This window comes from Daejeonella sp. (assembly GCF_036405355.1).
Classification (GTDB): domain Bacteria; phylum Bacteroidota; class Bacteroidia; order Sphingobacteriales; family Sphingobacteriaceae; genus Daejeonella.
Genome location: NZ_DASWXT010000122.1, coordinates 60,331 through 86,701, shown reverse-complemented (window position 1 = coordinate 86,701; position 26,371 = coordinate 60,331). Strand labels below are relative to the sequence as shown.

Genomic DNA, 26,371 nt, shown 5'->3' with positions numbered 1-26,371 from the left:
TTGAAATTATTTACTGCTTTTGAATGAGTATTTAAGCGCCATAAAAAGACTCAAAAATAAGCCCAGTAGAAATAAGCCACCCATATAGCCGAAAACAGCATATTTTTCCTTGGCAACTTCTCTGCCCAATTCAGGGCCGTATATTGCTGCGAAAAGCCAGACAAAGGGATAAAGAAATCCGCCAATTGCAGTAGCATAGGAGGTAATATTTTTTATCCCCTCAGGAGCAGATAAAAATGATATAAAAAGTAATACCCCCATTACCATTGCTCCTATTCCTGTTGCATGAAAGTGAAATCTCTGATAATACCGCCAGTTTTTCTCAGCCTCAGCCTTTAAAACAGCATCCTTTTCTGCAGCATCCTGAATAAGATTGATCTTTTCGTTTTTGCTTAAACCTTCCTTGATCTTGTTTTTAAAAAAGTCTTCATTGGCTCCGAAAATAATGGAAATAAATACTCCGCAGATAAGCGTAAGTATGGCTATTACAAATGGTATTCTGCTGGTCATGATGCCTGATTTTTAATACAAGTTAGCTAATTTATCATTACAATAGTAAAAATAAACTGAGCTATTCTTTCGCTCTGAAATAAGCATTCTGAACAAAGTATAATTGACGATGCTCAGTAGTTTTATTCTACCGTTACCGATTTTGCAAGGTTTCTTGGCTGATCAACATTACAACCCCTCAATACAGCGATATGATATGATAAAAGCTGTAATGGAATGGTAGCAAGAAGCGGCAGGAATATTTCGTCGGCATCAGGTATTTCTATAGTGAAATCAGCCATATTTTTAACTACAATATCACCCTCGGTAACAATGGCTATGACCCTGCCCTTTCTGGCTTTAACCTCTTGTATGTTACTGATTACTTTTTCGTAAGAAGAGTTTTTTGTAGCAATGAATACCACCGGCATTTCTTCATCTATTAGGGCGATAGGTCCATGTTTCATTTCAGCAGCAGGATAACCTTCTGCATGGATATAAGAGATCTCCTTTAATTTAAGGGCACCCTCAAGCGCTACCGGAAAACCACTTCCTCTGCCTAAAAACAAAAAGTTACTTGCATCATTGAAGGCTTCAGAGATGTTTTTTATGCTATCATTAGAAAGAAGGCATTTTTCAACAAGTGCCGGAATATTGTCAAGTTCTGTAAGCAGATGAACCATTTTACTTTGTGTGATCTTACCTCTTTGCTGGGCCATATATAAGGCCATTAGTGTAAGAACAGTTACCTGGGCTGTAAATGCTTTGGTTGAAGCAACTCCTATCTCAGGTCCGGCGTGAGTGTATACTCCGGCATGGCTCAGTCGGGGTATGGAAGCTCCAACAACATTACAAATTCCAAAAATAGTAGCCCCTTTTGATTTTGCAAGTTCAATTGCAGCCATAGTATCGGCAGTTTCTCCTGATTGAGAGATCGCAATTACAATATCTTTTTCTGAGATTATCGGATTACGGTACCTGAATTCTGATGCATATTCAACCTCAACAGGGATACGGGAATATTCTTCTATCAGGTATTCACCAACCAGGCCTGCATGCCAGGAGGTTCCGCAGGCGACGATCACAATGCGGTCAATATTTTTTAGTTTTTCTGCGTATTCTTTGATGCCTCCCAATTGAACATAACCCTCATCAGGATAGATACGGCCTCTCATACAATCTTTTATCGACCTTGGCTGTTCAAAGATCTCTTTTAGCATGAAATGATCAAATCCACCCTTTTCGAGCATCTCAAGTTTTAATTCCAGCTCCTGTACGTAAGGGATTTGTATAGTATTGTCAATATTCTTAATCAGTATTTCATCCCGTTTGATAAAAGCGATTTCATTATCATTCAGGTAAATAACATTTTTGGTGTATTCTATTATCGGGGAAGCATCAGATGCAATAAAATATTCTCCCTCACCAACTCCCAGCACCATTGGACTACCCTTACGGGCCGCGATTAGTTCATCAGGTTCATCTTTATCCATGATCACAATGGCGTATGCACCGATCACTTTATCAAGGGCAATTCTGACTGCCTCCCTGATGTCAAGTCCGGTCTGCAATTGGATGTCTTCAATAAGATGAATCAGAACTTCAGTATCTGTATCACTTTTGAAAATATGGCCTCTGGATAACAAAGCCTCTTTCAGGCTTGAATAGTTTTCTATAATACCATTATGGATAATTGCCAGGCGGCCATCTCCAGAGGTATGGGGATGAGAATTGCGGTCTGAAGGTTCACCATGTGTGGCCCAGCGTGTATGCCCCATGCCAAGGGTACCACCTAGGTTTTCTCCCTCAACTGATTGCTTTAGATCACTTACTTTCCCCGCCTTTTTATAAATGCTCAGATGACCGTTCATGAGTGCCACTCCGGCACTGTCATATCCCCTGTATTCGAGGCGTTGCAAGCCCTTGATAATAATAGGCCAAGCCTCACGATGTCCGATATAACCAACTATTCCACACATAATTATGAATGATTAATGGCCGAAACTAAGAATTTGATTGTATAATATGAAGGGACGGAGGAAGTTTAATTAATTTATCTTACTATAAATTATTCTAAGCTTCATTTGATAGCTGACACCGGATTTTCCACTGCCAATCACTGAACCGCCAGCTGCACTTCCGGATACTACCGGACCTGCTGAACGATTGTATTCTAGGTTGACCGGTGCAATATAGGTGTCGTATTGCTTCAGTTTACCTTTTATGATATCCTGAACATAGCTTGTGATCTGAAACCTGTAGTGCTTTTTGCTTGAGTCATAAAAGCCGCCAAAGTCAAGATCAGTTAATGAAAATGCAGGCTCGGTACTGAAGTCGGGTATAAATTGTCTCTGACTTGCAATATCCGTGCGGTACATAATTAATCTTGATGCAGGTTTAAATGCATCTGTTCCACCTACAACTGAGACGATCAGTTCTGCCTTATTAATGGTAATGTTACCAAGGTTTTTTAATTTTTCGATGTGCGGAAAGCGAATTTTCGTCCGCAGACCTGCCAAACCCTGTACATAGGTAAAATCTTGTTGAGTGGTACTATTCAAGTTAGCGGGAATCGCGGTTCCGGTATAATCATGTTTAAAATCGGCAATTACCGGCACTGAATTATTCACAATAGGGAATTTGTGCAAAGTAGTATCAATCAAAGTGCCATTCTGACTTTTATAATAGATTTCCAGTCTGCTGGAGTCGGTCAGGTTAAAGAATGCAACACCTCCTGGCCCGGTACTTTGTGCCTTGTTAACAGTGAGGTAGAATCCTTTGACTGCCTTATTCAACAGTTCATTGCTGCTTAAAGTAGTGCTGCTTGCATTCAGAAAGTTTGCTGTAATAAACCCTGGATTGATTGGTATGCGCATCTGAGGCGCTCTGGTCACCTGTATATCGGGTTTACCTGTTACAATTTCTGTAATTCTGACGCTGTCTTTGACACTGAATCTAAGTTTTTTACTTCCCAGTACCGTTGATCCATAGCTTTGAGGCTGTGTATTGTAATATTGTACTGAAGTACTTAAAGCATTATTAAGCTGATGAACATCAACCTGAAAATTTGATGTACTGTCACCATAAAAATCCTTGGCATAATAAAGTACCAGTACTGCTGAATCAAGTGTTGGAGTGGTTCCGAAAGTAAGTCCGGGAGGATCAAGTGTCAGAGACATTGCAATATTAGCTGTAGTTTTTCCAAAAATTGGATCCACCAAATATCCAAGAGGGTATTTCTCCAGAGTATTGGTAACCATGGTGTCTTCCTTAACCGTGGATGAGATAACAGTAATTGTATCTGTAAAGCTACCTGTAACTTCAGTAGCCGGGTCGACATCAAGGCCAATAGAATCTGTATTCTGACAGCTGCTTAAAATAAAAAGACTTATCAACAGCGTTAATAAGTCCAGTTTGTATAATTTCATCCGTATTACATTAATTTTTAAAAGCTTGCAGGCTCTTTATATTCTTAATAAAGTATCCCAATTTGTACCCTGAGCTTTGCTTTTTACGCTTAGGCTAATGACACTAATTCTTCGCTAGCAATTTCTTCGTAAAGGTTATAATAATTTTCGTAATCTGAAGTGGAATTGAATTCCAGAAGCGGTTTATTAGATTTTTTAACAAACTTTAACACTTCTTCATTGATATTTTCGCAGGCACAAACCACTGCATCAGAATAAGAGATTGCTCCCAGGTTCAAGGCGGTGTTGGTAGCATCAGAATACATTTCAGTATGCTCAGCATTCATTCCGTTCATGATTGCTTTTGTAGCAAATTCTGCACTTAGAGAGGTGTCAAAATTATCCTCATATAGAGAATAAACCACTTTTGAATTCTTAAAAGTAGGGTCATCTTTATACAAAGTCTTCAAATAAGCAGGAACCAGGGCACTCATCCAGCCATGACAGTGTACGACATCTGGAGACCAGCCTAGTTTTTTAACAGTTTCAAGAGCTCCTTTACAGAAGAATATGGTTCTTTCGTCATTGTCAGCATAGAATTTATTGTTGTTATCAGTAAATACATGCTTTCTCTGAAAGTATTCTTCATTATCCAGGAAATATACCTGCATTCTTGCAGAAGGGATAGAAGCAACCTTGATAATTAGTGGGTTATCATTATCATTTATAATGATGTTCATACCCGAAAGTCGTATTACTTCATGTAGTCTGTTGCGGCGCTCATTAATATTTCCAAAACGTGGCATCAGAATTCGGATTTCAAATCCTTTGTCCTGCATAGCCTGAGGTAAGTGACGGGTAATCTCAGAAATTTTGGTAAGTTCAAGGAAAGGCGACATCTCATGCGTAATAAAAAGAATCTTCGTTTTTGCCATCTCCGGTTTGATTAATTTGAGTTTAAGAAAAGTTTTCGAAGAGCAAAGGTAATCATTATCTTATGAAATATCAACGAATTACGCAAGTTGTTTTGGTTCTGTTTAAGTATTTAACCATTTTTGAGCCCATTAAAATCAAATTATAATTTGAAAATCTTCAACAAAAGAGAAGCCATTCATCAATATCTGGATGATTTACGTTCAGCAGGCAAGTCCATCGGATTTGTCCCGACCATGGGTGCTTTGCATGCCGGTCACTTATCCTTAATAGAGGCGGCTCGCGGGAAGACAGACATTGTGGTTTGCAGTATTTTCGTAAATCCGACACAGTTTAATGATAAAAAGGATCTCGAAAATTATCCGAGACCAATAGAAGAAGATCTCCAAAAATTAAGAGCATTTAATTGCGATGTTTTATTTCTTCCTGAAGTAGATGAGATGTATAATAGTTCAGAATTCTGGAAAATTGAGCTGGGTAATCTGGATAAGATCCTTGAAGGAAAGATCAGACCAGGTCATTATCAGGGGGTAACTCAAATCGTAAAGAAGCTTTTTGATACCGTACAGCCTGATTATGCATTTTTTGGGCAGAAGGATTACCAGCAAATAATGGTGATCACACATATGGTCAAAAAATTAAAGATCAGAGTGAAACTGGTTATTTGCCCGATTATCAGGGAAGATGATGGCCTTGCAATGAGTTCCCGTAATGTTTACCTCTTACCCGGGGAACGAAAGCAGGCCCTTGCTTTATACAAATCACTCCTGTTGGCAAAGGAATTATTCAAAACTGAATCGCTTAATCAGATTAAGAAAAAGGTTAATGCTTTTCTTGAGTCATGCCCGGGAATTGAAACTGAATATTTTGAAATTTTTAATGCCCGAACATTTGAACCAATTGCTTCTAAACGGGCGGCAACAATGATTGCTCTGGTAGCTGCCAGAATAGGTAAAATCAGGATCATAGATAATATGTACCTGAATAAAGAAAATTTATATTGAGAATTTCGCTCACCACATTTATCAGATACCTGGTATTCCTGATCATCGGTGTATTGCTTTTGTATTTAGCTTTCAAAGGGCAGGATCTTAATAAAATGCTCTCTGATCTGAAAAGGGCAGATTTTGCCTGGGTTTTCCTTTCCATTATCTCGAGTCTGCTTGCACATATCATGAGAGCATACAGATGGAATTTAATGATCGGCTCGCTTGGGCATGGCACACCTTCTATGCTAAACACTTTTCATGCAGTAATCATGGGATATCTTGCAAATCTGGCATTTCCACGCATGGGGGAGCTTGCCAGATGCAGCGTGATAAATAAATCGGACAAAATCCCTGTAATTAAGCTATTGGGGACTGTAATTGCTGAGCGTATGGTTGATTTGCTGATGCTTGGAATCGTATTTGCAATGGCTATATTATTAGAATTCAAATTGTTATCCGACTTTTTGTACAAGCATATCCTCATTAAATTAAGTGGTAGAATTGGAGATATTACCTTACTGATCTTTGCTTTTTTACTATTGGTAATAATTATTATCTTCTTTCTTATCCTGATGAAAAAGAAAAAATGGGGCATTTCCAATCGTATTTTAAAGTTTTTTTCAGGAATGAAAACCGGAATACTTTCAGTTAAAAATCTGGACAATAAAACCGCATTTGTATTTAGTTCAGTGTTCATCTGGTTGTTGTACGGGCTTTCATCCTATTTGTGTTTTTTTGCTCTGAGCGCTACATCCTCCCTCGGCCCGGGTGCTGCACTTTCTACCCTGGTTTTTGGAAGTCTTGCAATGATTGCGCCGGTTCAGGGAGGGATAGGTGCCTTTCACTGGATGGTTTCGGAGGGTTTGACCATTTATGGAATATCCAAAATTGATGGTCTTTCCTACGCATTATTAGTCCATACAACACAAACATTAATTATCCTCATTATTGGTTCAATAAGTTTAATTTTGTTCCTGAAGCAATCAACCGGAAAAAGATCAAATGAGCAGACTGGAGAATATTAAAAGTAAGATTTACACAAGGGAGCAAATAAAGGCTGTACTGAATATATGGCGCTTGCTCGAAAAAAAAGTTGTTTTTACTAATGGGTGCTTTGATCTGCTTCATTTAGGGCATATCGATTATTTGTCGAAGGCTGCTGACATGGGAGATAAATTAGTGATTGGCTTAAATTCTGATGCATCTGCATCAGCCTTGAAAGGTCCGGGCCGCCCAATTACAGATCAGCTTTCGCGTTCGGTAATGCTTGCTTCATTTTCCTTTGTGGATGCAGTTGTAATCTTTGATGAGCCCACACCACTTCATCTAATTGAATTGGTGAGGCCGGACATTCTGGTTAAGGGTGCTGATTATTCCATTGAGCAGATTGTTGGTGCCGATCTGGTATTGCAATACGGTGGAGAAGTAAAGACCATCGAATATCTTAGCGGCTATTCTACAACACTTATTGAGAAAAAGATCAGATCCAATTCCTGAAATTATCAATCAGGTATTTGTCACAGATAAGTTTTTACAGCAGATTCCACAATCCTCCGTATAACTAACGGAAATATTTCTTAATATTTGCAAAGGAGCAAATACTAATCAAGCCCGAAACATTAATTTTGGGCACTAAACCAATTATTATGTTTTTCGAATTTACGGAGGAGCAGCTGATGATTCAGCAAGCAGCCAGAGATTTTGCCAATAGTGAATTGAAGCCCGGTGTAATAGAACGGGACGAACACCAAAAGTTTCCGCATGAGCAGATCAAAAAACTGGGAGAACTTGGTTTTCTTGGGATGATGGTTGATCCAAAATATAATGGATCAGGGCTTGATACCATCTCCTATGTTCTTGCTATGGAAGAGTTATCAAAAATTGATGCATCGGCTTCTGTGGTGGTCTCGGTAAATAATTCACTGGTTTGCTACGGACTTGAGAAATATGGATCTGAGTTTCAAAAGGAAAAATATCTTAAGCCACTAGCAGCAGGCGAAAAATTGGGTGCTTTTTGTCTTTCTGAACCCGAAGCCGGCTCTGATGCCACCTCACAGCAAACCAGTGCGATCGATATGGGCGATCATTACCTTCTCAATGGAACAAAAAACTGGATTACTAATGGTGGAAACGCCTCTACCTATCTTGTCATAGCCCAAACTAATCCTGCGCAAAGGCATAAAGGAATAAATGCGCTGATTGTTGAGAAAGGTATGCAGGGTTTCACTATAGGTCCTAAAGAAAATAAACTTGGAATACGTGGTTCTGACACGCATTCGCTGATGTTTACTGATGTAAAAGTACCTAAAGAGAATCGTATTGGTGAGGAGGGTTTCGGATTTTCATTTGCTATGAAAACGCTGGACGGAGGACGTATAGGGATTGCTTCTCAGGCATTGGGGATCGCTTCAGGTGCTTATGAGCTTGCTCTGCAATACTCCAAAGAACGCAGGGCATTTGGAAAACCTATCTCCGGTCATCAGGCAATTCAGTTCAAGCTTGCAGACATGGCTACTGAAATTGAAGCTGCCAGAATGCTCTGCTTAAAAGCTGCCTGGTTAAAAGATCAGGGACTTCCATATGCTCAGGCAAGTTCTATGGCTAAACTATTTGCCTCCCAGGTGGCTATGAAAACTACAGTTGAAGCAGTTCAGATACATGGGGGTTATGGATTTGTTAAAGAATTCCATGTTGAACGTTTGATGCGGGATGCAAAGATTACCCAGATCTATGAGGGAACTTCTGAGATTCAGCGCATTGTGATTGCACGTGAGATTTTGAAATAGACAGCCGGAATCATTCCATGAACAATAACTTAAAAATTATAGCTTTCTTCTTTCTATTCACCAGTCTGTGTGCATGTCAGGGTAATTCCGATAATCAACTGGAGAAGGGGATTTGGCGTGCTACGCTCAAGACCTCTTCAGGGGCCGAAATACCTTTTAATTTTGAGGTAATCGATTCAGCTGATCAGAAATTTCTTGATGTTATAAACGGGGATGAGAGGTTCAGGGTTAATGAAATTTCAACGGTATCAGATTCCATATTTATACAGATGCCTCTTTTTGATTCTGAGATCAGGGCAAAAATCAAGAATGGGTCTCTCAACGGACAATGGATTAAACAATTTGCAGATAGTAGCGAAGTAATGATGATTGAGGCCAAAAATGGTTATTCATGGCGTTTTTTTAAGGCGAATACCAAACCTGAATTTGTTGTGACTGGTCGCTGGTCTGTTAACTTTCAGGATGCAAAGACGGGTAAATCAATTCCTGCCATTGGAGAATTTACCCAGCAGAATGGCCGCGTTCTGGGCACTTTTTTAACCAGTACAGGGGATTACCGTTTTCTGGAGGGAACTGTTTCAGACGATAACATTTATCTTTCCTGTTTCGATGGCAGTCATGCCTTTCTGTTTACAGGCAAAATACTGGACAATAATACAATAGTGGATGGGAATTTCTATTCCGGACTTTCTTCTGTTCAGACCTGGACCGCTAAAAGGGATGAAAAAGCTATCCTGCCCGATGCCTATTCAATAACAGATTTGAAAGATGGATTTGATAAAATAGATTTTTCTTTTCCTGATCTTAATGGTAAGAATGTGTCCTTGTCTGATTCAAAATTTAAGAATAAAATTGTTTTGGTACAGTTTTTTGGATCCTGGTGTCCAAATTGTATGGATGAAACAGCCTATCTGGTTCCATTTTACAAAAAGTATCAGAAAAAGGGGCTTGAAATCGTTGCTTTAGCTTATGAACGTAGTACTGATTATGAACGTTCAAAGAAAAATATTTTACGTTTACGCGAAAGGTTTAACGTTCCATATGATATGTTAATTACCGGCTATATAAATGATAAAGCCGAGGTGGTGAAAAGTCTGCCAATGTTAAAAAGTTTCATAGGCTTTCCAACATTGATTATCATTGATAAGAAAGGCAAAGTCAGAAAGATCCATACCGGTTTCAGCGGACCCGGAACCGGGGTCCACTATGTGGATTTTAAAAAGGAATTTGAAAAAACCATTGATGATCTGCTGCTTGAACAATAGAAAATAAAGCTCCATTTGCAGGAAAGTACAAGCCTGGAAAACATATGGAGTTCCGCTTGTGCGGGGCTTAAAAAACAAGTTTATCTCATAAAACCTGCATGAGCTTACAGTTAACAATAGAATGGATTTAAGCTCATACATGCTTCATATCCACTAAAAAACAAATTTCATACTCATGAAAATAAAATATATCTTCTGCTACCCTATCCTGACCTCAATATTTCTGCTGGCTTGTTCTGCACCCAGGATGGTAAATCTCGATCCGGTTACGGTTGTTGAAAATTCAAAGGGCTCAGTGGTTTACAGGGGAAGCTATACTAAGAATACAGATATAGTAAATACACGGCTTGATCTTAATTTTGATTGGGATAGTGCCTATGTGATTGGAAAAGCTACAATTCTTGCAAAACCTTATTTCTACCCTTCTGATCAGCTGATATTGAATGCCAATGGCTTTCGTTTTAACTCCGTTTCATTGGTTAGCAGCTATGATAAAAAACCTCTGCGATATACTTACGATGGCAAAATACTAAGGATCAGTCTCGATAAGATATACACCAGAGATCAAAAATATACTGTATTTATTGACTATGTAGCAATGCCCAATAAGTTAAAGATTGGTGAGGATATTGCTTCAGCAGGTGATCGCGGTATATATTTTATAAATAGAGACGGAAAGGATAAAGGCAAACCAAGACAGATCTGGACTCAAGGTGAAACAGAATGTAATTCGAACTGGTTTCCAACCATCAATGGCACTCAGGAGAAAATGACTCAGGAACTTAATATTACAGTGCCAAATGAGTTTGTCAGCCTTTCGAACGGGACGCTTGAATTTTCGAGTATGAACGGGGATGGTACCCGAACAGACAGCTGGAGACAAGAGCAGCCACACTCAACTTATTTGACCATGCTTGCAGTCGGAGATTTTGCAATTACTAAGGATACATGGCGGGGTAAGGAGGTAAGTTATTATACCGAACCCGCTTACGCATCTACTGCAAAACTGGTTTTTGGGAAGACCCCTGAGATGATGGAGTTTTTTTCAAATAAATTTGGAATCGAATATCCCTGGGATAAATACTCACAGATCGTTGTTCGGGATTTTGTGAGCGGGGCTATGGAAAACACCACAGCGTCTGTATTTTTCGAGGGTATGAATATGTCAGCTGGTCAGTATCTGGATGAAAATCACGAAGATATCATAGCGCACGAACTTTTTCATCAATGGTTTGGAAATTTGGTAACGGCCGAATCATGGGCAAATCTGCCTTTGAATGAATCATTTGCCACCTACGGAGAATATCTTTGGGAAGAATATAAATACGGCAGGGATCAGGCTGATTTGAAAGGTCTGGAGGATATGTCGGTTTATATCGGAAATAAACGAAAATCAGAACCGGATGTGATCCGTTTTGATTATGCCGATAGAGAGCAAATGTTTGATGAGATCAGTTATCATAAAGGTGGACGGATACTGCATATGCTTAGAAAGACGGTTGGAGATGAGGCATTTTTTGAATCTTTAAAGCTTTATCTGAAGAAGCATTCCTATAAAACGACTGAAATCCATGACCTCAGGCTTGCCTTTGAAGAAATTACCGGCATGGATTTGAATTGGTTTTTCAATCAATGGTTCCTTGCTTCAGGACATCCGGTTTTAAGCATTCAGAATTCTTATGATCCGGTGAAAAGAGAGATTAGTGTTAATATTACCCAGGATCAGAATCTATCAGAAACACCTCTTTACCGAATTCCAATAGCTATAGATATTTATTCCGGATCGAAGGTTGAGCGTAAAGAAATTATCCTTGAAAGGCAAAATCAATCGTTCATTTTCCCCTCAGCAAGCCCTCCGGATCTTGTGAATGTTGATGCTGAAAAGTATGTTCTTGCAGAAAAAAACGAAGTAAAAAATATCCAGGAGTATATTTTTCAGTATCAGCATGCACCATTATTTATGGACAGGATTGAAGCAATAATGAAACTGAAGGATATGAAGGAGGAAGCAGCAGCAAGAAGTATAGTGGTTTCAGCACTCAAAGATAAAAACTGGCTTATTCGTCATACAGCCTTATCTGTTATTGAAAATCTTTCGGACGATGAGCGTAAAGTTGTTCATGAAACATTGAAAGAAATGGCTCTTCGTGATCAGGTTTCACAAGTAAGGGCTGCAGCGGTCGAAAAACTCGGGAAACATTACCGGATGACAGACAATAAAGACGTATTTGCTCAGGCAGCGAAAGACAAGTCTCCTCTGGTAATCAGAGTAACTGAGGCTTTGAAAGAATAATAGTATACGATCCCTTAATATTGAAAAACCAGGATCGGAATTATATCTAAGCTGACTTTTCTGATTGAAATGCCGAAAATATCATGTTGATCAGAGCAAGTACAATTGCAAAAAGCACGGCAGAGAAAAACCCACTGGTATTAAAGGTTTCCATCAGGTTGTCGACCAATAATACCATGAGAACGGTAATAATGAAAGAAACCAAACCCAGAGTCAGAAAATTGATTGGAAAGGTTAGAATACGGAGAATTGTGCCGATGGTTGCGTTTGCAAGAGCAATAAGAATCCCGGCAATAATGGCACTCCAGAAATTTTCAACATCAACTCCCGGAAGCAGGTAAGCAGCAATGGCGACAGCTGCACCCATTAATAGAATTTCAATGATCAGCCTCATATTTTTTAGTTTTTAAATTTAATAATGATGAAATTGAAGAATCTATTTCATATTTCGGTAATTTTTTTGATTTTATTTAATTCCTGTAAACAGGAAATAGCTCAGGAAAGTACCCCAAATAAATTAATTATCAGGCTTAATCCCGACAGCAGCTCGATAGAATTAATTGGTTTAGCAAATCCTGTTTTAGAGGAATTAAGGACTGATTCTCTGCCTGATTCGCTATGGACTAATTTTTTTGCAGTTTATGAAGAACCAATTGATCCCGAAATGAGGGATTTTCAGCCGGCTTTGGAAGGTATCTATAGCATTGAGGGGGAAAGAGTTCGGTTTAGACCAAAGGATAATTTCAAAGAGAACCAATTATATTTTGCCCGGTGTTATACAAAACTATTGCTTCAGGATGCTGAGGATCTGATTGAAACAAGAGAACTGTTTATTTCAGACGGGTTTACAGAATATAAATTCAGTCTTTCAAAAAATTAAGTCTTATAAATGTATTGAAATCAGGTATTTGTAATGACGGATAGTTTTTTTATATTTGCATCGATCTGAGAAGAGCCCCGACAATTTCGGGGCTCTTTTTTTACCAACCTGTTTTTCAAGGGAATTAAAAAAAGGTCAATCATGAATATAGAAAAACGTGTAATTGAGTTAGTTGAAGAAAAGATTGCTGACCGTCCGGATTTGTTTCTGGTGGACGTTCAGATGCATGGTAGCGGAATTTTGTCTATTTTAGTTGATGGAGATAATGGTGTTGCAATTAGTGATTGCGTTGCAATAAGCCGGCATGTGGGTTTCCATCTTGAAGAGGAAAATGCTATTGAACAAGCATACAGACTGGAAGTTTCCTCACCGGGAATAGATACCCCTCTGAAATCATTACGTCAGTTCCAAAAAAATATTAATCGTTCATTGAAGGTTAAACTTAAAGACGGCAATATCAGGGAAGGCAAATTGATGAGTGCAGATGATTCAGGTATAACAATACAGGAGAGTGTTAAAGAAAAGGGTAAGAAAGCAGTTTTGCTGGAGAATTTTATAAAGTTTGAAGATATATCAGAAACGATAGTTTTAGTGAGTTTTAAATAACGTCCCGTACCTACGGGACAAATTCAATAAAAAATGAGCAATATTAATTTAATCGATTCATTCCAGGAGTTTAAGGACTTCAAGAATATTGACCGGCCAACGGTTATCAGTGTGTTGGAAGAGGTTTTCCGCAGCATGTTGCGGAAGAGATATGGCACAGACGAAAATTGTGATGTGATCGTAAACCCGGATAACGGGGATTTGGAGATCTGGCGTACAAGAACGGTTATGGAAGATGGTTTTTCGGAAGATGATGATCTGGAGATCGAACTTGCCGAAGCAAAAGCAATTGATCCTGATCTGGAGGTTGGGGATGATTTTATTGAGCAGATTACCCTCGAAAGTTTTGGCCGGAGAGCCATCCTGGCTGCGCGTCAAACTCTGGTTTCCAAGATTCTGGAACTTGAAAAGGACGAAATTTTTAAGAAATACAAAGACCGTGTGGGTGAGATTGTAACCGGAGAAGTATATCAGGTTTGGAAAAAAGAAACTTTAGTACTCGACGACGAAGGAAATGAGCTTTTATTGCCTAAAACAGAGCAAATCCCAGCCGATTACTTCAAAAAGGGCGATTCTGTACGCGCAATCATTGAGAAAGTAGAAATGCTGAATGGCAACCCTAAGATCATTATTTCACGTACTGCACCAGAGTTCCTGCAACGTTTGTTTGAAATGGAAGTTCCTGAGATATTCGACGGGCTGATTACAATCAAGAAAATTGTTCGTGAACCAGGTGAAAGGGCTAAAGTTGCGGTAGAATCTTATGACGACAGAATTGATCCAGTTGGAGCTTGTGTGGGTATGAAAGGATCACGTATTCATGGTATTGTTCGCGAATTGAAAAATGAAAATATTGATGTAATTAACTTTACAAATAATATTTCATTGTATATTCAAAGAGCATTAAGTCCGGCGAAAATCACAAGCATCAAGCTTGATGACGAAGAAAAGAGAGCGGCAGTTTATCTAAAACCTGATCAGGTTTCATTGGCAATTGGCCGTGGTGGTCACAATATTAAGTTGGCCGGAAAGCTTACAGGATACGAAATTGATGTATACCGTGAAGCACATGAAGATGATGAGGATGTTGATATTGAGGAATTCTCAGATGAAATTGAGGGCTGGATAATTGACGAATTCAAGCGTGTTGGTTTAGATACAGCGAAATCTATTTTGAGCTTATCTGTAGACGAATTAGTTAAGCGTACTGACCTGGAAGATACCACAGTGAAAGATGTGATTGAGATCCTGAAGTCAGAATTTGAATAATTTATTCGATTGCTGCTCATTGAGAAATAGCGGACTTAAGAAAAAGCCGTATCCTCAAAGCATATAACATATAAAAAACGTACTTTTGTACAAAAATAGCGAGGTTAAAATAATAAATGTCAGAAGGTAAAAGCACAAATTTACTTAAAGCTGCGAAAGAGCTGAATATCGGCCTTAACACTGCGGTGGAGTTTTTAGGGAAAAAAGGTCACAAAGTTGAGGCCAGGCCCAATACTAAACTCACCGATGAGATGTACGATGTTCTTCTTAAGGAGTTTCAGGGTGATAAGATCGTAAAAGAAGAAGCTAAGCAAATTGTTATTGGCAAGATTCGTCGCGATGATGTCCCTGTAACTAACGAAAAGACTGAGCCACAGCGTTCAAAGGATTTTGAACAGGAAGAGATTCTGATCAAGAATGTCAATCCTTTTACTCCTCCTGCAGTTGAGAAGCCAAAAGCTGAACCTCAGGAGCCTGTGGCTACTGAGCCTAAATCAGAAGAAGGTGCTTTGCCGGGCGTTAAAGTGGTCGGAAGAATCAATTTAGACGACCTGAATACCAAAACCCGCCCTGATAAGAAAAGTCCGGAACCGGAAAAGCCTGTTGCTATACCAGCCCCTGCTGCTAAAGTTGAGGAGCCTGTAAAAGTTAAAGAACCGGAAGTAATTCCGCAGCCCGCTCCAGAAAAAGCAGAACCTGTAGTGGAAGCCGCACCTGCAGCAGAAGTTAAAGAATCTGTCGAAAGTCCGAAAGAAACTATTGAGGAACAGCCTCAATCTCCGGCTGTTAAACCAGTTGCCGAAGAAAAACAAGAAAATAAACCAAATACGCAGGAAAGTAATCCTGATGCTGTTGTTATTCGTGCCAAAGCAGAACGTCTTTCAGGCCCGAATGTGATTGGCAGAATTGATTTACCTGTTTCACCAGCGCGTCGCGGGCAGCCGGTTGCCTCTTCATCGAGTGCGGCAGGTGCTGATCATAAGCGTAAGCGCAAGCGTAAAGATAATGCTCCGGGACAACCCGGTCAGCCGACACAACAGGGTCAGCAAGCCGGAGGATCACCGCGTCCTGCACCCGGTGCAGGATATCAGGGTAATCGTCCTGATTTCAGAAATGCAAGACCCGGCCAGGGAGGTACTACAGGTGGTGCTGCCCGTCCTGATTTCAGGAATAAGTCACGTACCCCGGACACCCCTAAAGCTGAACCAACAGATAAAGAAATTCAGGATCAGATTAAAGCAACACTTGCACGTTTAAGTGGTGCAGGTAAATCAGGGAAATTTGCGCAACGTGCAAAATTACGCCGTCAGAAACGTGATGATGTTGCCCAAACTGCAGAAGATGCGGCACTGGAAGCAGAAATGCAGTCTAAAACCATTAAGGTTACCGAGTTTGTTACGGCAAATGAACTGGCCCTGATGCTTGATGTTCCTGTGACTCAGGTTATTTCAACCTGTATGAGTCTGGGAATGTTCGTATCCATAAATCAAAGACTTGATGCTGAAACTCTGACAATTGTAGCTGATGAATTCGGATATGAAGTTGAGTTTGTGAAGCCTGAGGACGAAGAAATTGGTTTGCTTGAAGAATCCGACAGTCCTGAAGATCAATTACCAAGAGCTCCGATTGTAACCGTAATGGGTCACGTGGATCATGGTAAGACCTCATTGCTTGATTTTGTTCGTAAGACCAATGTTATTGCCGGAGAAGCCGGGGGAATAACCCAGCATATTGGTGCCTATGAGGTAACCCTTGAAAATGATCGTAAAATAACTTTCCTGGATACTCCGGGTCACGAAGCCTTTACGGCAATGCGTGCAAGGGGTGCCAATGTTACCGATATTGCAATTATTGTAATTGCTGCTGATGATAGTGTGATGCCTCAAACGCGTGAAGCTATCAATCATGCACAAGCTGCAAATGTGCCGATTGTATTTGCCTTTAGTAAGGTTGATAAGCCGGGTGCGAATGCTGATAAGATTCGTGAGCAGCTTTCTGCTATGAATATTCTGGTTGAAGACTGGGGTGGAAAATATCAGAGTCAGGAAATTTCAGGTAAAACCGGTGCAGGGATTGATTTACTGCTCGAAAAGGTCTTGCTTGAAGCAGATATGCTTGAATTAAAAGCTAATCCGAACAAACGGGCAATAGGAACTGTTATCGAAGCGGCATTGGATAAAGGTCGCGGAATTGTCACTACTGTGCTGATTCAGGCTGGAACATTGAGGGTTGGAGATGCAATACTTGCCGGTGGGTACAGTGGAAAGGTAAAAGCATTGCATAATGAGCGTGGAGTTAAGTTAGATCATGCCGGACCTTCAACACCTGTTCAGGTACTTGGTATGCAGGGAGCACCAACCTCAGGCGATAAGTTTAATGTAATGGAAAGTGAAGTTGAAGCGCGTCAGGTTGCAAATAAGAGACTACAGTTACAACGTGAGCAAGGCTTACGTACGCAGAAACATATTACCCTTGATGAGATCGGACGTCGTTTGGCGATCGGAAACTTCAAGGAGCTGAATGTGATTGTTAAAGGTGATGTGGATGGTTCAATTGAAGCATTATCCGATTCCTTGCTGAAACTTTCTACTGAGCAGATCCAGGTGAATATCATACATAAATCTGTAGGTCAGATCTCTGAATCTGATGTATTATTAGCTTCGGCTTCTGATGCAATTATCATAGGTTTCCAGGTTCGTCCTTCTGCAAGTGCACGTAAACTGGCTGAAGCTGAACAAATTGATATCCGTCTGTATTCAATTATCTACGATGCCATCAATGAGGTGAAAGCCGCTATGGAAGGCATGCTTGATCCTGAATTTGAAGAGAAAATTACTTCGAACGTTGAAATTCGTGAGGTATTTAAGATCAGTAAGGTGGGTACGATTGCAGGTTGTATGGTACTCGACGGTAAGATTACCAGAAACAGCAAAATTCGTATCATACGTGATGGTGTGGTTGTTTATACTGGTGAGCTCGCCTCATTGAAACGTTTCAAAGATGATGTGAAAGAAGTTGCTACCGGTTATGAGTGCGGTTTAAATATTCAGAACTTCAATAATATTGAGGTAGGTGATATTGTTGAATCATACGAACAGGTAGAAGTGAAAAGGAAATTATAGTCTGAACAAATAATTTTGAAAGCGATCTATTTGATCGCTTTTTTTGTTTTGGCTGATTATTGATTATTCAACCATCTGCCAGGTTAATTCCAGCCTGTTGTCTAATTTAAAGGGTATCCTTATTTTAATTGAACCCAACATAAAATATAAAAAAACATATAGGAAATAGAATTTGTAGCTGCTATTTTCTTTCGGGACACCTATTTACTGAAGCTTCTCTAGATAAAAACTGTGTTATTTATTCCCGATATTTACCTATTTGAGAGAGTGGTACCAATCTTTTGATAATATCACAGTTGGTTTTGTGGTACAATCAAAATCTAAAGGATTAGGAAATGTTGTTTGATATTCATCTAAAATACCCCTATCATTCCTTAGGAAAGTAAATTCTGCCAGTCTTGGGGTTTTCACTCCCCTTTTATTGTCAACACCGCAACAATTATTAGGGTGAATGTGTACGCAGGTATGAGTTTCTAAAATTTTTCCTAGTGCAGAAGAAGCAAGTTTAAAGAATTCTTCTTCCCATAACTTATGTAAACTGTGAAGTTCTATTACAATTATTCTAAATCTTTTTTGGAGGGCTAGGGTCATATTAATGAAGGTAAAGTACTCAAAACCTTCTATATCCATCTGTAAGAGCAAATCTGAATCTTCTTTTAAATTTGCTTGCCTAACCCATTCGTCCATGGTTATGTAATCTTCATTTTGAGTATACCCAATAAATTTTTTTATAAAATTAAATTTTTCCTTAGGTAAATTAATAGGGGGGAAATCCACTGATTTATCAGCAAGAAATAGTTTCATCCCAGCTCTTGAGCAATCTTCTTCAAACCCGCTTACCTGATCAACACCAGGTGAAAAACAAGCCTCTATATTTTCTAAATCATCAGGTAAAAGGTAGCCACCATCACCATTTGGCCCCATTCTGATTAAAGGCTTTTTAGTTTTTTTTGGGTGTAACTTTTCGATCAAGCTTAAAACTTCCTGTTTATTAGTCTTCTCCTGAAATTGAATATTTGTACTGGCTAATATTTTGTTAATGGTTCTCTTTATTTTCATGATTATTGTATCTTATAGCCCAATTTTCTTTTTAAACTTTCTAAAAAGATACCTGTAATAAATTTTTTTATTAAAATTATCTCTAACTATTTGGTCAAAATCAGAAATAAATAGAGTGTCTTTCTGTGTACTTGATAACCCACCTGGTGCAAAAACTGAGACTAAATATGGAAGAAATTCAAATTTAAATTCACCATCGCTATAACATTGAATATTTAAATAATAATCAGCTAAAATGGGATATTTCAATTCATATTTATATTTAAGGAAGACTTTTTTGGGATAAAAAATGCTCTGATGGATAATATTGCCTTTACTTAATTTATAAGATTTAAATTTCTTTCCGTCTATTCGTTTTTTGAATTTACTCCTGCCATAGTAAATTGTATTTTCATCTGTTAAATGATTCATCATTAAACTAAACTCAGGCAACAAAGCATCATCAGCACCTAAAAAAAATATTCTGTCTCCCTTAGCGTAATTTAAAGATTTATTCATTGCATCATAAACACCACTATCCTTTTCGCTTAACCAAAACGATATTTTATTTTCATTTTTCTTTATGATCTCAATCGTATCATCACTACTTAATCCATCTATTATGATTATTTCTATGTGAGGATAAGTTTGTTGGAAAATACTATCCAGGCAATTTTGAAGTGTTTTACCAGCATTAAAAGTTGCAATGATGATTGAAACTAAAGTATTTTCCATTTATTCTGCTATGAAGCTTTGCATCGATATTAGCTTTTTATAAAGTCCATTTGCCATCATCAACTCATTATGGGAACCCTGCTCTTCAATTTTACCATTTTCAAGAACAATAATCTGATCAGCTTCCTGTATGGTGCTCAGGCGGTGCGCAATTACAATAGAGGTACGGTTTTTCATTAAATTTTTTAGCGCATTTTGAACTACCTTTTCTGATTCAGTATCCAGGGCTGAAGTAGCCTCATCAAGCAGCAGTATAGGTGGATTGGCAAGTACAGCTCTTGCGATGCAGATCCGTTGTTTTTGTCCACCCGAAAGTTTCATCCCCCTGTCTCCAACACTGGTTTGATAACCCTCTGTAGTATTGATAATAAACTCATGTGCATTTGCAATTCTGGCAGCTTCGATTACTTCCTCCTCTGTAAAGGATCTGCCAAAGGCAATATTGTTAAAAATGGTGTCATTAAAAAGAATAGACTCCTGATTCACTATCCCCATCAATGCCCTGACATCACGCATGCTGATATCTTTTATGTTAAGTCCATCCAGACATATTTCTCCTTGTAAAGGATCCATAAATCTCGGTAAGAGATCCAAAAGCGTGGTTTTCCCTCCTCCAGAAGGGCCGACTAAGGCAACGGTACTTCCTTTTAAAATCTTAAAACTGATGTCTTTTAATACCTCCTTTTCGCCATAAGCAAACGAAACACTTTTTAACTCGATACAATCATTGAATGAGGTTTTTAACACCGGGTTGGGTTTATCAGTAATGCGTTCAGGAGCATCCAAAATCTGAAATACCCGCTCACCTGCCGAGATGCCCTGGGAGATATTTCCAAACGCCTCTGAGATAGCTTTTGCCGGATTAATGATTTGTGAAAATATGATGATATAGCCAATAAATTCAGCTCCCTGAAGTTCTGATCCCTCCTGAAGAATGAGAGTACCTCCATAATATAATAACGCAGCTACTGTAGTCACACCCAACATTTCAGAAACAGGTGAAGCCAAAAGAACCCGTCTTGCCAGTCTCCTGTGGATTTTGCTTGTCCACATATTGATAGCATTGAATTTCTCTTGTATATATTTCTCTGCATTGAAGGATTTAATGATTTTAACCCCATTGAGGCCCTCGTCTATACTGGAAACCAAGACTCCTACAGATTCCTGGGCGGCTGTTGCATGCTTCTTTAGTCGTTTTACGATAGTTGAAATCAGCAGTCCTGAAACAGGAATTAAGATCAAGGCAAAAAATGTCAGTTTTGAAGAAATGGCAAACAAAACGGCAAAGTTTAGAATAATGGCTATTGGCTCCCGCAGAATAACCTGTACTGAACGGATGATAGAATCTTGAATAATCACTACATCGGTCATGAATCTCGAAATAAGGTCTCCTTTACGTTGGGTACTGAAATATTGGATATCGATATCTGTAAGTTTTTTAAAAATACCGGTTCGTATACGGTTTACGATCATTAACCTGAAATTTTCAATTATTCTGGCAGATAAGTATTTAAATAAGTTACTCAGCACTACAGAAACGACAATGGCAATGCTGACCATTTTTAAAGCTCCAGCTTTACCTGAAGTATTAATGATGCTCTGAAAATAGTAATAGAACAAGTCTTTAAAATAGCTAAGACTTAAATCAAATGCAGGTGCAACAGCCAGTTTCTGTAATCCTTTGTTTCCTGATTGATCGAATAAAAGCTCAAAAACAGGGATCAGTAATGTGAAATTTATAAGGCCGAAGATGACACCTAATAATGACATTAAAAAGAATGGAACCGCAAATTTCTGAACAGGGGCAGCAAAAGCAAAAAGTCGGAAAAAGGTCTTCATAAAAAGATTTCTAAAACAAAGTTAATCATTTTGAAAGATGTCTAATTTCTTCTGAAAATGATTGCTTGCCCCTCAAGCATCCTATTCATTTTATTAATAACATCATCAATACTTGTAGTGCTATTGTATCTATCCATTAATTGCTTCATTTTTTTGCGCGACTGGCGGGCATATTTTAGATTGTTCAAAAACATTCCAAAACTTTTATAGTAGTAGAATTTTAAACCAATCCACATAAAGAGCATATCAATAAAAGCGATTTGCAGGAACCAAAAAACTAATCGGATACTGCTTAAATGTATGGCATGAACAAAAAGCCTGTTTCGAAAGAAAATAGCCTTAACCCAATTTCGGGTACGATAATTTTTGGTTGTAGATGAATGATCGTGAATGCAATAGGATTTCGGGTCATAATAGCATTTCCAGCCTATGCGCCATGCTCTAAGTCCCAATTCAAAGTCTTCACAATAAAATGGTGAGAAGATTTCATCAAATCCGCCTATATCCTTTAATTTTTTTGCGTCGATTAAGGCATTTGCACCTGATAAGTAGGCGGTTGGAGTAAAGAAATCCTCATTTTCCAGGTGGTAAAAGTTATTGGCTTTAATTTTAAACCCGGAATATTTTAAAAACCGTGCGGTATCCTGTGTTTCACCATTTTTAGCTCCAATGATTTTACTCATCACCCCAAAAGTATCCGGAAGTTCAAAATATTTAAATTGGCTCTCGAAAAAGTGATTATTTAATTCAATATCAGTATTTAGTAATAGAACCAGATCTTTCTCAGCTATTTCAATCCCTCTGTTACAGCTTGCTGAAAATCCCTGATTTTTATCGTTAATAATCAAACGTACCAGCGGATAGTTTTGTCTGATAAATGCTATGGAACTATCAGTTGAACAATCATCTGTAATGATGATTTCAAAATCTGTTCTGGAATTGTTTAAGGCTGCATAGACAGAAGGCAGGTTTTGCTCCAGCAAATGCCTGCCGTTATAATTTGGTATAACTACAGATATACTTTTTCGGGAATTCGACACAGTGGTCATTGAACAGTTTTGTAGTTTTTATATTCTCCGATTCTCCATTGCCACAGATCTTCTATTTTTTGTAAAATACGACGTCTCAGGCTCATTTTCTTTTTCATTAACGTTGGATCAACCTGAAACTTCCAGTTACTGACTTCAATCCGTTTCTGCATAACCTGGGGGTGTGTACCTTCGAATCTGATCAGACGGTCGGCATTGCCATAATCAAATTCAATATTTTCAGGAAGATGTTCCTGAATCCAGGAATCCTCATGGTAAAATTTATTAAAATTACGAACCTTGTTTCCAAGACCGGCGGGTGGCTGAACCCAGCCGTAGTGATAAATATAGGCCTCAATTGGTTTTACATTTATTTTTCTACCATTTTTTCTAAAGCCTTGCGCATCCCGGTAAGAATGAACTCCGGGATCAAGTTTTAAAACCCTCACCTCATTTCTATACCATCTTCTGGAGGATGCTATAAAATCATAAGAACCATAAAAATGGAGGTATTTAAATAAGAGGCCTTCAACATTTTCATTGTTCAAATTTTCTTCCATAGCATTTTTTATCACCGGAAGATAGTTTTCATGCACGCATTCATCCCCCTGGATATAAAATGCCCAGTCAGTATCTTTTGAAATCGCAGCATAAGCTTTATCAGTTTCCTGTGCAAATGTTCTCCCACCCTCGCGGATACTTTCATCCCATACTGTATGTATAATTTTTATTTTTGGAGAAGCGATGCCTTCAATAAGTTCCAGGGTATTGTCAGTACAATCGCCAACTGCAATTACAAATTCATCACAAATGGGCAAAATAGAGAGAATTGCCTGTACCACAGGGTAGTCATTATTAACAGCATTACGTATGAATGAAAAACCTGTAACTTTCATGTTGGCAGAATATTGGGCAAAGTTAAATAAATTAGCCTCTTTTGATTAATGTGCTGTAGAATAGCCCTAAAAATCATCCTGTTACCAGCCTATTCGAGATCCCTTCCTTATTTCAGTGCTTAGAAATAAAATAAGTAAAAAAGGACTAGCATACTTCACAACTAGCTGAATTCCAGCTTAATCTTACACCGCATCCTGACGACTTGGCTAAGATTTCTTAACGACTTCTTTATAAACACGAGTACATAACACATAAAAAAGGAATAAAATACAGATAAAAGACGCTCATTTAGTGTATTCTATTTGAATTTTATCCGAGTTTTATCCCTGTTTGATCCCTGTTTTATCCGAGTTTTATCCCTGTTTGATCAGGGAATTTTTACGTCCTGAAATAGCTATTGTCAGCCCTTTGTCTTAGCGAATTGTAAAATGAAATTAAAAACAGCTTACTTTGTATATGCAGCCAGACAAGCATAATAATTCCATACTACTCAAGGACTTTAGAAAATTAGCCAGGGAGTTAACTATTGTAGAAAATGATTTGCCTGGTTCAGAGGACTTATTAAGGGGGCTCAGATCAAATAATACTCCGGTAATCGGAATTACCGGCCCACCCGGTGCAGGGAAAAGTACGCTGGTTAATGCGATGATCAATCATCTGAGTGCTCAGGGTAAGCAAATTGCAGTTCTTGCCATTGATCCTACATCTCCATTTAATCTGGGATCTCTTCTTGGGGACCGTGTCAGAATGGCAGAACAATTTAATAAGCCGAATGTTTATATACGTTCTCTGGCAACCAGGGGCTCATTAGGGGGCTTATCGGGTAAAACAATTGAAATGTGTGATGTCCTTAAGGCTGCCGGTTTTGATTATATTCTGGTTGAAACAGTCGGAGTTGGTCAGTCGGAAGTTGAAATTGCCGGACTTGCAGATGTCAGTGTGGTAGTGCTGGTTCCTGAGTCGGGTGATGAGATTCAGAACATGAAATCAGGATTAATGGAGATTGCCGATATATTCGTTGTGAATAAATCGGACAGGGAAGGAGCTGATACTTTTGCCAATAATCTCAAGAAACTTGTTCATCAAAGACCCCAGCCTATTCCGGTTATAAATACTGTTGCTGATAAATCTATTGGAATTTCAGAACTGATAGAAGCTATTGAAAATCAGTCGATTAAAGAAAACAAAAGGCGTATATTTTTATTGGCGGAAAAGGCCTGGCAGTTGCTTCAGCATCAGAAAATGAAGAATTTGAATAAATATCAGCTTCAGCAGGATATTATTAAGGCATCAGCCGATCCTGATTTTAATCTCTATCGGTTTATAAATACCTTTCAGCAAGGTCCTAAGAATTCATAATTGCTTCTATTTCTTCAGCCTCAACTGGGATATCATCCATAAGGTCGATATTGCCATTTTTCGTTATCAGAATATTATTCTCAATCCGTATTCCGAGACCTTCCTTTGGAATATAAATTCCTGGCTCACATGTCAGAAGATTCCCGGCTTCAAAAGGTTTATACCTGCTTGCAAAATCATGTACATCCAAACCAAGGTGGTGGGAAGTGCCATGCATAAAATACTTTTTATAAAGCGGGGCTTTAGGATCCTGTTTAGCAATATCCTGTTTATCGATTAAACCAAGCCCAATCAGTTCAAATTCAACTATTTTACCAACCTCTGCATGATAGTCATTCCATATCGTTCCCGGAAGAAGCATTTTTCTGGCCTCTTTCATGATCCGTAAAACGGCATTATACACATCCTTCTGGCGTTTTGTGAAACGTCCACTGACAGGTACTGAACGGCTCATGTCGGCATTATAATTAGCATATTCTGCCCCAAAGTCAAACAGGATCACATCACCATCTTTGCAGATCTGGTTGTTGTCATTGTAATGAAGGATATTGGCATTTTTACCAGAAGCTATAATTGGATTATATGCATGACCAGTAGCTCTTTGCCGAATAAATTCATGGATAATTTCAGCTTCAATCTCATACTCTGCTACTCCTGGTTTTATAAATTTCAGGATTCTTACAAAGGCATCCCGGGTAATTTCACATGCTTTTTTTGTCAGTTCAATCTCGATTTCTGACTTTACAGGGCGAAGCTCGCGCATAATCAAGGCAGCCCGTTTATAATTATGTAATGGATAAAGGGTTTTTATTTTTTCAATAAACCGGATATCCCGATAGGGAACCTTATGAGCATAACGATCATTTTCATTGGTGTTGAGATAAATGCTTTCCGCATAACTTATTATTGCTGGCAAGATATTCCAAAATTCGTCAAGCCAGTATATAGTATTGATACCTGAAACATTTTTTGCTTCCTGAATCGTCAATTTATGACCTTCCCAGACAGCAATGTGTTCATTTGTCTGTCTTAAAAACAGGACTTCTCTGTATAGTGGATTAGGACAGTCGGGAAATAAAAATAAAATTGTTTCTTCCTGGTCTATTCCACTCAGGTAAAAGAGATCTGCATTTTGTTTAAACAAATGGGTTTGATCGCCACTTCTTGGAAATTCATCATTGGATTGAAATATGGCTATAGAGTTCGCAGAGAGTCTTTTTGTAAAATTTTGACGATTTTTTTCGAAGAGTTGCCTATCAACGAGAGGGTATTTCATGTTAAAAGTATATAATTTTGTGTGCGATAAAACAATTTAAGATGTAATTTTTGTCAAAGAAAATGATTGGAACAGTATTTGATTATTTGCACAAGTCAAACTTATGACTATTTTTGTGTAAATTACACTAATGAAATTTGTTAACCTTTAAAAAAACGAT

22 protein-coding genes are annotated in these 26,371 nt (G+C 38.6%); 11 read left to right on the top strand and 11 right to left on the bottom strand.

Annotation, left to right across the window (positions count from 1 at the left end; genetic code table 11):
* Window positions 1–6 precede the first annotated feature (6 nt).
* From VGE44_RS15190 to VGE44_RS15175, 4 genes are all read right to left on the bottom strand, one after another.
* Window positions 7–510 carry a hypothetical protein gene (locus VGE44_RS15190; protein ID WP_331080646.1) on the bottom strand — a complete coding sequence of 168 codons (504 nt, stop codon included), beginning with the start codon at window positions 508–510 and terminating at the stop codon, window positions 7–9.
* 122 nt (window positions 511–632) lie between these two features.
* Window positions 633–2,468 carry a glutamine--fructose-6-phosphate transaminase (isomerizing) gene (gene glmS / locus VGE44_RS15185; RefSeq protein ID WP_331080644.1) on the bottom strand — a complete coding sequence of 612 codons (1,836 nt, stop codon included), beginning with the start codon at window positions 2,466–2,468 and terminating at the stop codon, window positions 633–635.
* A gap of 69 nt (window positions 2,469–2,537) precedes the next feature.
* Window positions 2,538–3,917, bottom strand: a complete 1,380-nt coding sequence (locus VGE44_RS15180) for a DUF4270 domain-containing protein (RefSeq protein ID WP_331080642.1) — start codon at window positions 3,915–3,917, stop codon at window positions 2,538–2,540.
* An 89-nt stretch (window positions 3,918–4,006) separates the two neighbouring features.
* Window positions 4,007–4,831 (bottom strand): glycogen/starch synthase, encoded by an 825-nt coding sequence (locus tag VGE44_RS15175; RefSeq protein ID WP_305366411.1) that lies wholly within the window; start codon window positions 4,829–4,831, stop codon window positions 4,007–4,009.
* Between the two features lie 147 nt (window positions 4,832–4,978).
* On the opposite strand from VGE44_RS15175, the gene panC reads away from it, so the two are divergent.
* The 6 genes from panC to VGE44_RS15145 all read left to right on the top strand — a co-directional run bounded on the left by panC (window position 4,979) and on the right by VGE44_RS15145 (window position 12,162).
* Window positions 4,979–5,833, top strand: coding sequence for a pantoate--beta-alanine ligase (gene panC, locus VGE44_RS15170; RefSeq protein WP_331080639.1), 855 nt, complete (start codon window positions 4,979–4,981; stop codon window positions 5,831–5,833).
* Window positions 5,830–6,843 carry a lysylphosphatidylglycerol synthase transmembrane domain-containing protein gene (locus VGE44_RS15165; protein ID WP_331080637.1) on the top strand — a complete coding sequence of 338 codons (1,014 nt, stop codon included), beginning with the start codon at window positions 5,830–5,832 and terminating at the stop codon, window positions 6,841–6,843. The genes panC and VGE44_RS15165 overlap by 4 nt, the downstream gene beginning before the upstream one ends.
* On the top strand, window positions 6,821–7,315 hold the full coding sequence (gene rfaE2 / locus VGE44_RS15160) for a D-glycero-beta-D-manno-heptose 1-phosphate adenylyltransferase (RefSeq protein ID WP_331080635.1): 495 nt from the start codon (window positions 6,821–6,823) through the stop codon (window positions 7,313–7,315). Before VGE44_RS15165 ends, rfaE2 begins: the two co-directional genes overlap by 23 nt.
* A 149-nt stretch (window positions 7,316–7,464) precedes the next feature.
* On the top strand, window positions 7,465–8,604 hold the full coding sequence (locus VGE44_RS15155) for an acyl-CoA dehydrogenase (RefSeq protein WP_331080633.1): 1,140 nt from the start codon (window positions 7,465–7,467) through the stop codon (window positions 8,602–8,604).
* A 17-nt stretch (window positions 8,605–8,621) separates the two neighbouring features.
* Window positions 8,622–9,869, top strand: a complete 1,248-nt coding sequence (locus tag VGE44_RS15150) for a TlpA disulfide reductase family protein (RefSeq protein WP_331080631.1) — start codon at window positions 8,622–8,624, stop codon at window positions 9,867–9,869.
* Window positions 9,870–10,044: 175 nt separating this feature from the next.
* On the top strand, window positions 10,045–12,162 hold the full coding sequence (locus VGE44_RS15145) for a M1 family metallopeptidase (RefSeq protein WP_331080629.1): 2,118 nt from the start codon (window positions 10,045–10,047) through the stop codon (window positions 12,160–12,162).
* A gap of 46 nt (window positions 12,163–12,208) precedes the next feature.
* Here VGE44_RS15145 and VGE44_RS15140 read toward each other — a convergent pair whose 3' ends face one another.
* Window positions 12,209–12,556: a phage holin family protein gene (locus VGE44_RS15140; protein ID WP_331080626.1), complete on the bottom strand. Its 348-nt coding sequence runs from the start codon at window positions 12,554–12,556 to the stop codon at window positions 12,209–12,211.
* A gap of 33 nt (window positions 12,557–12,589) precedes the next feature.
* Between VGE44_RS15140 and VGE44_RS15135 the strand changes: the two genes are divergently transcribed.
* The 4 genes from VGE44_RS15135 (at window position 12,590) to infB (ending at window position 18,039) form a co-directional block, all read left to right on the top strand.
* Window positions 12,590–13,042: a hypothetical protein gene (locus tag VGE44_RS15135; protein WP_331080624.1), complete on the top strand. Its 453-nt coding sequence runs from the start codon at window positions 12,590–12,592 to the stop codon at window positions 13,040–13,042.
* Between the two features lie 141 nt (window positions 13,043–13,183).
* Complete coding sequence (gene rimP / locus VGE44_RS15130) at window positions 13,184–13,648, top strand: ribosome assembly cofactor RimP (protein ID WP_331080622.1); 465 nt, start codon at window positions 13,184–13,186, stop codon at window positions 13,646–13,648.
* A 33-nt stretch (window positions 13,649–13,681) separates the two neighbouring features.
* Window positions 13,682–14,917, top strand: a complete 1,236-nt coding sequence (gene nusA, locus VGE44_RS15125) for a transcription termination factor NusA (RefSeq protein ID WP_324487208.1) — start codon at window positions 13,682–13,684, stop codon at window positions 14,915–14,917.
* 116 nt (window positions 14,918–15,033) lie between these two features.
* Window positions 15,034–18,039, top strand: coding sequence for a translation initiation factor IF-2 (gene infB, locus VGE44_RS15120; protein WP_331080619.1), 3,006 nt, complete (start codon window positions 15,034–15,036; stop codon window positions 18,037–18,039).
* Between the two features lie 255 nt (window positions 18,040–18,294).
* Here the strand turns inward: infB and VGE44_RS15115 are convergent, their stop codons facing one another.
* The 5 genes from VGE44_RS15115 to VGE44_RS15095 are packed head-to-tail and all read right to left on the bottom strand — an operon-like array spanning window position 18,295 to window position 23,575.
* The gene (locus tag VGE44_RS15115) at window positions 18,295–19,098 is read right to left on the bottom strand and encodes an FkbM family methyltransferase (protein WP_331080617.1); all 804 of its coding nucleotides are present in this window, start codon (window positions 19,096–19,098) and stop codon (window positions 18,295–18,297) included.
* A gap of 12 nt (window positions 19,099–19,110) precedes the next feature.
* Entirely contained in the window at window positions 19,111–19,812 is a 702-nt protein-coding gene (locus tag VGE44_RS15110; RefSeq protein ID WP_331080615.1) for a glycosyltransferase family 2 protein, read from the bottom strand.
* On the bottom strand, window positions 19,813–21,651 hold the full coding sequence (locus VGE44_RS15105; RefSeq protein WP_331080613.1) for an ABC transporter ATP-binding protein: 1,839 nt from the start codon (window positions 21,649–21,651) through the stop codon (window positions 19,813–19,815).
* A gap of 41 nt (window positions 21,652–21,692) precedes the next feature.
* Complete coding sequence (locus tag VGE44_RS15100) at window positions 21,693–22,700, bottom strand: glycosyltransferase family 2 protein (RefSeq protein WP_331080611.1); 1,008 nt, start codon at window positions 22,698–22,700, stop codon at window positions 21,693–21,695.
* Window positions 22,697–23,575, bottom strand: a complete 879-nt coding sequence (locus VGE44_RS15095; RefSeq protein ID WP_331080609.1) for a glycosyltransferase family 2 protein — start codon at window positions 23,573–23,575, stop codon at window positions 22,697–22,699. Before VGE44_RS15095 ends, VGE44_RS15100 begins: the two co-directional genes overlap by 4 nt.
* A 457-nt stretch (window positions 23,576–24,032) precedes the next feature.
* Here VGE44_RS15095 and meaB point away from each other — a divergent pair, with 457 nt between their 5' ends.
* Complete coding sequence (gene meaB / locus VGE44_RS15090; protein WP_331080607.1) at window positions 24,033–24,935, top strand: methylmalonyl Co-A mutase-associated GTPase MeaB; 903 nt, start codon at window positions 24,033–24,035, stop codon at window positions 24,933–24,935.
* Here the strand turns inward: meaB and VGE44_RS15085 are convergent.
* Window positions 24,922–26,211, bottom strand: a complete 1,290-nt coding sequence (locus VGE44_RS15085) for an aminopeptidase P family protein (protein ID WP_331080604.1) — start codon at window positions 26,209–26,211, stop codon at window positions 24,922–24,924. The genes meaB and VGE44_RS15085 overlap by 14 nt on opposite strands.
* Window positions 26,212–26,371 lie beyond the last annotated feature (160 nt).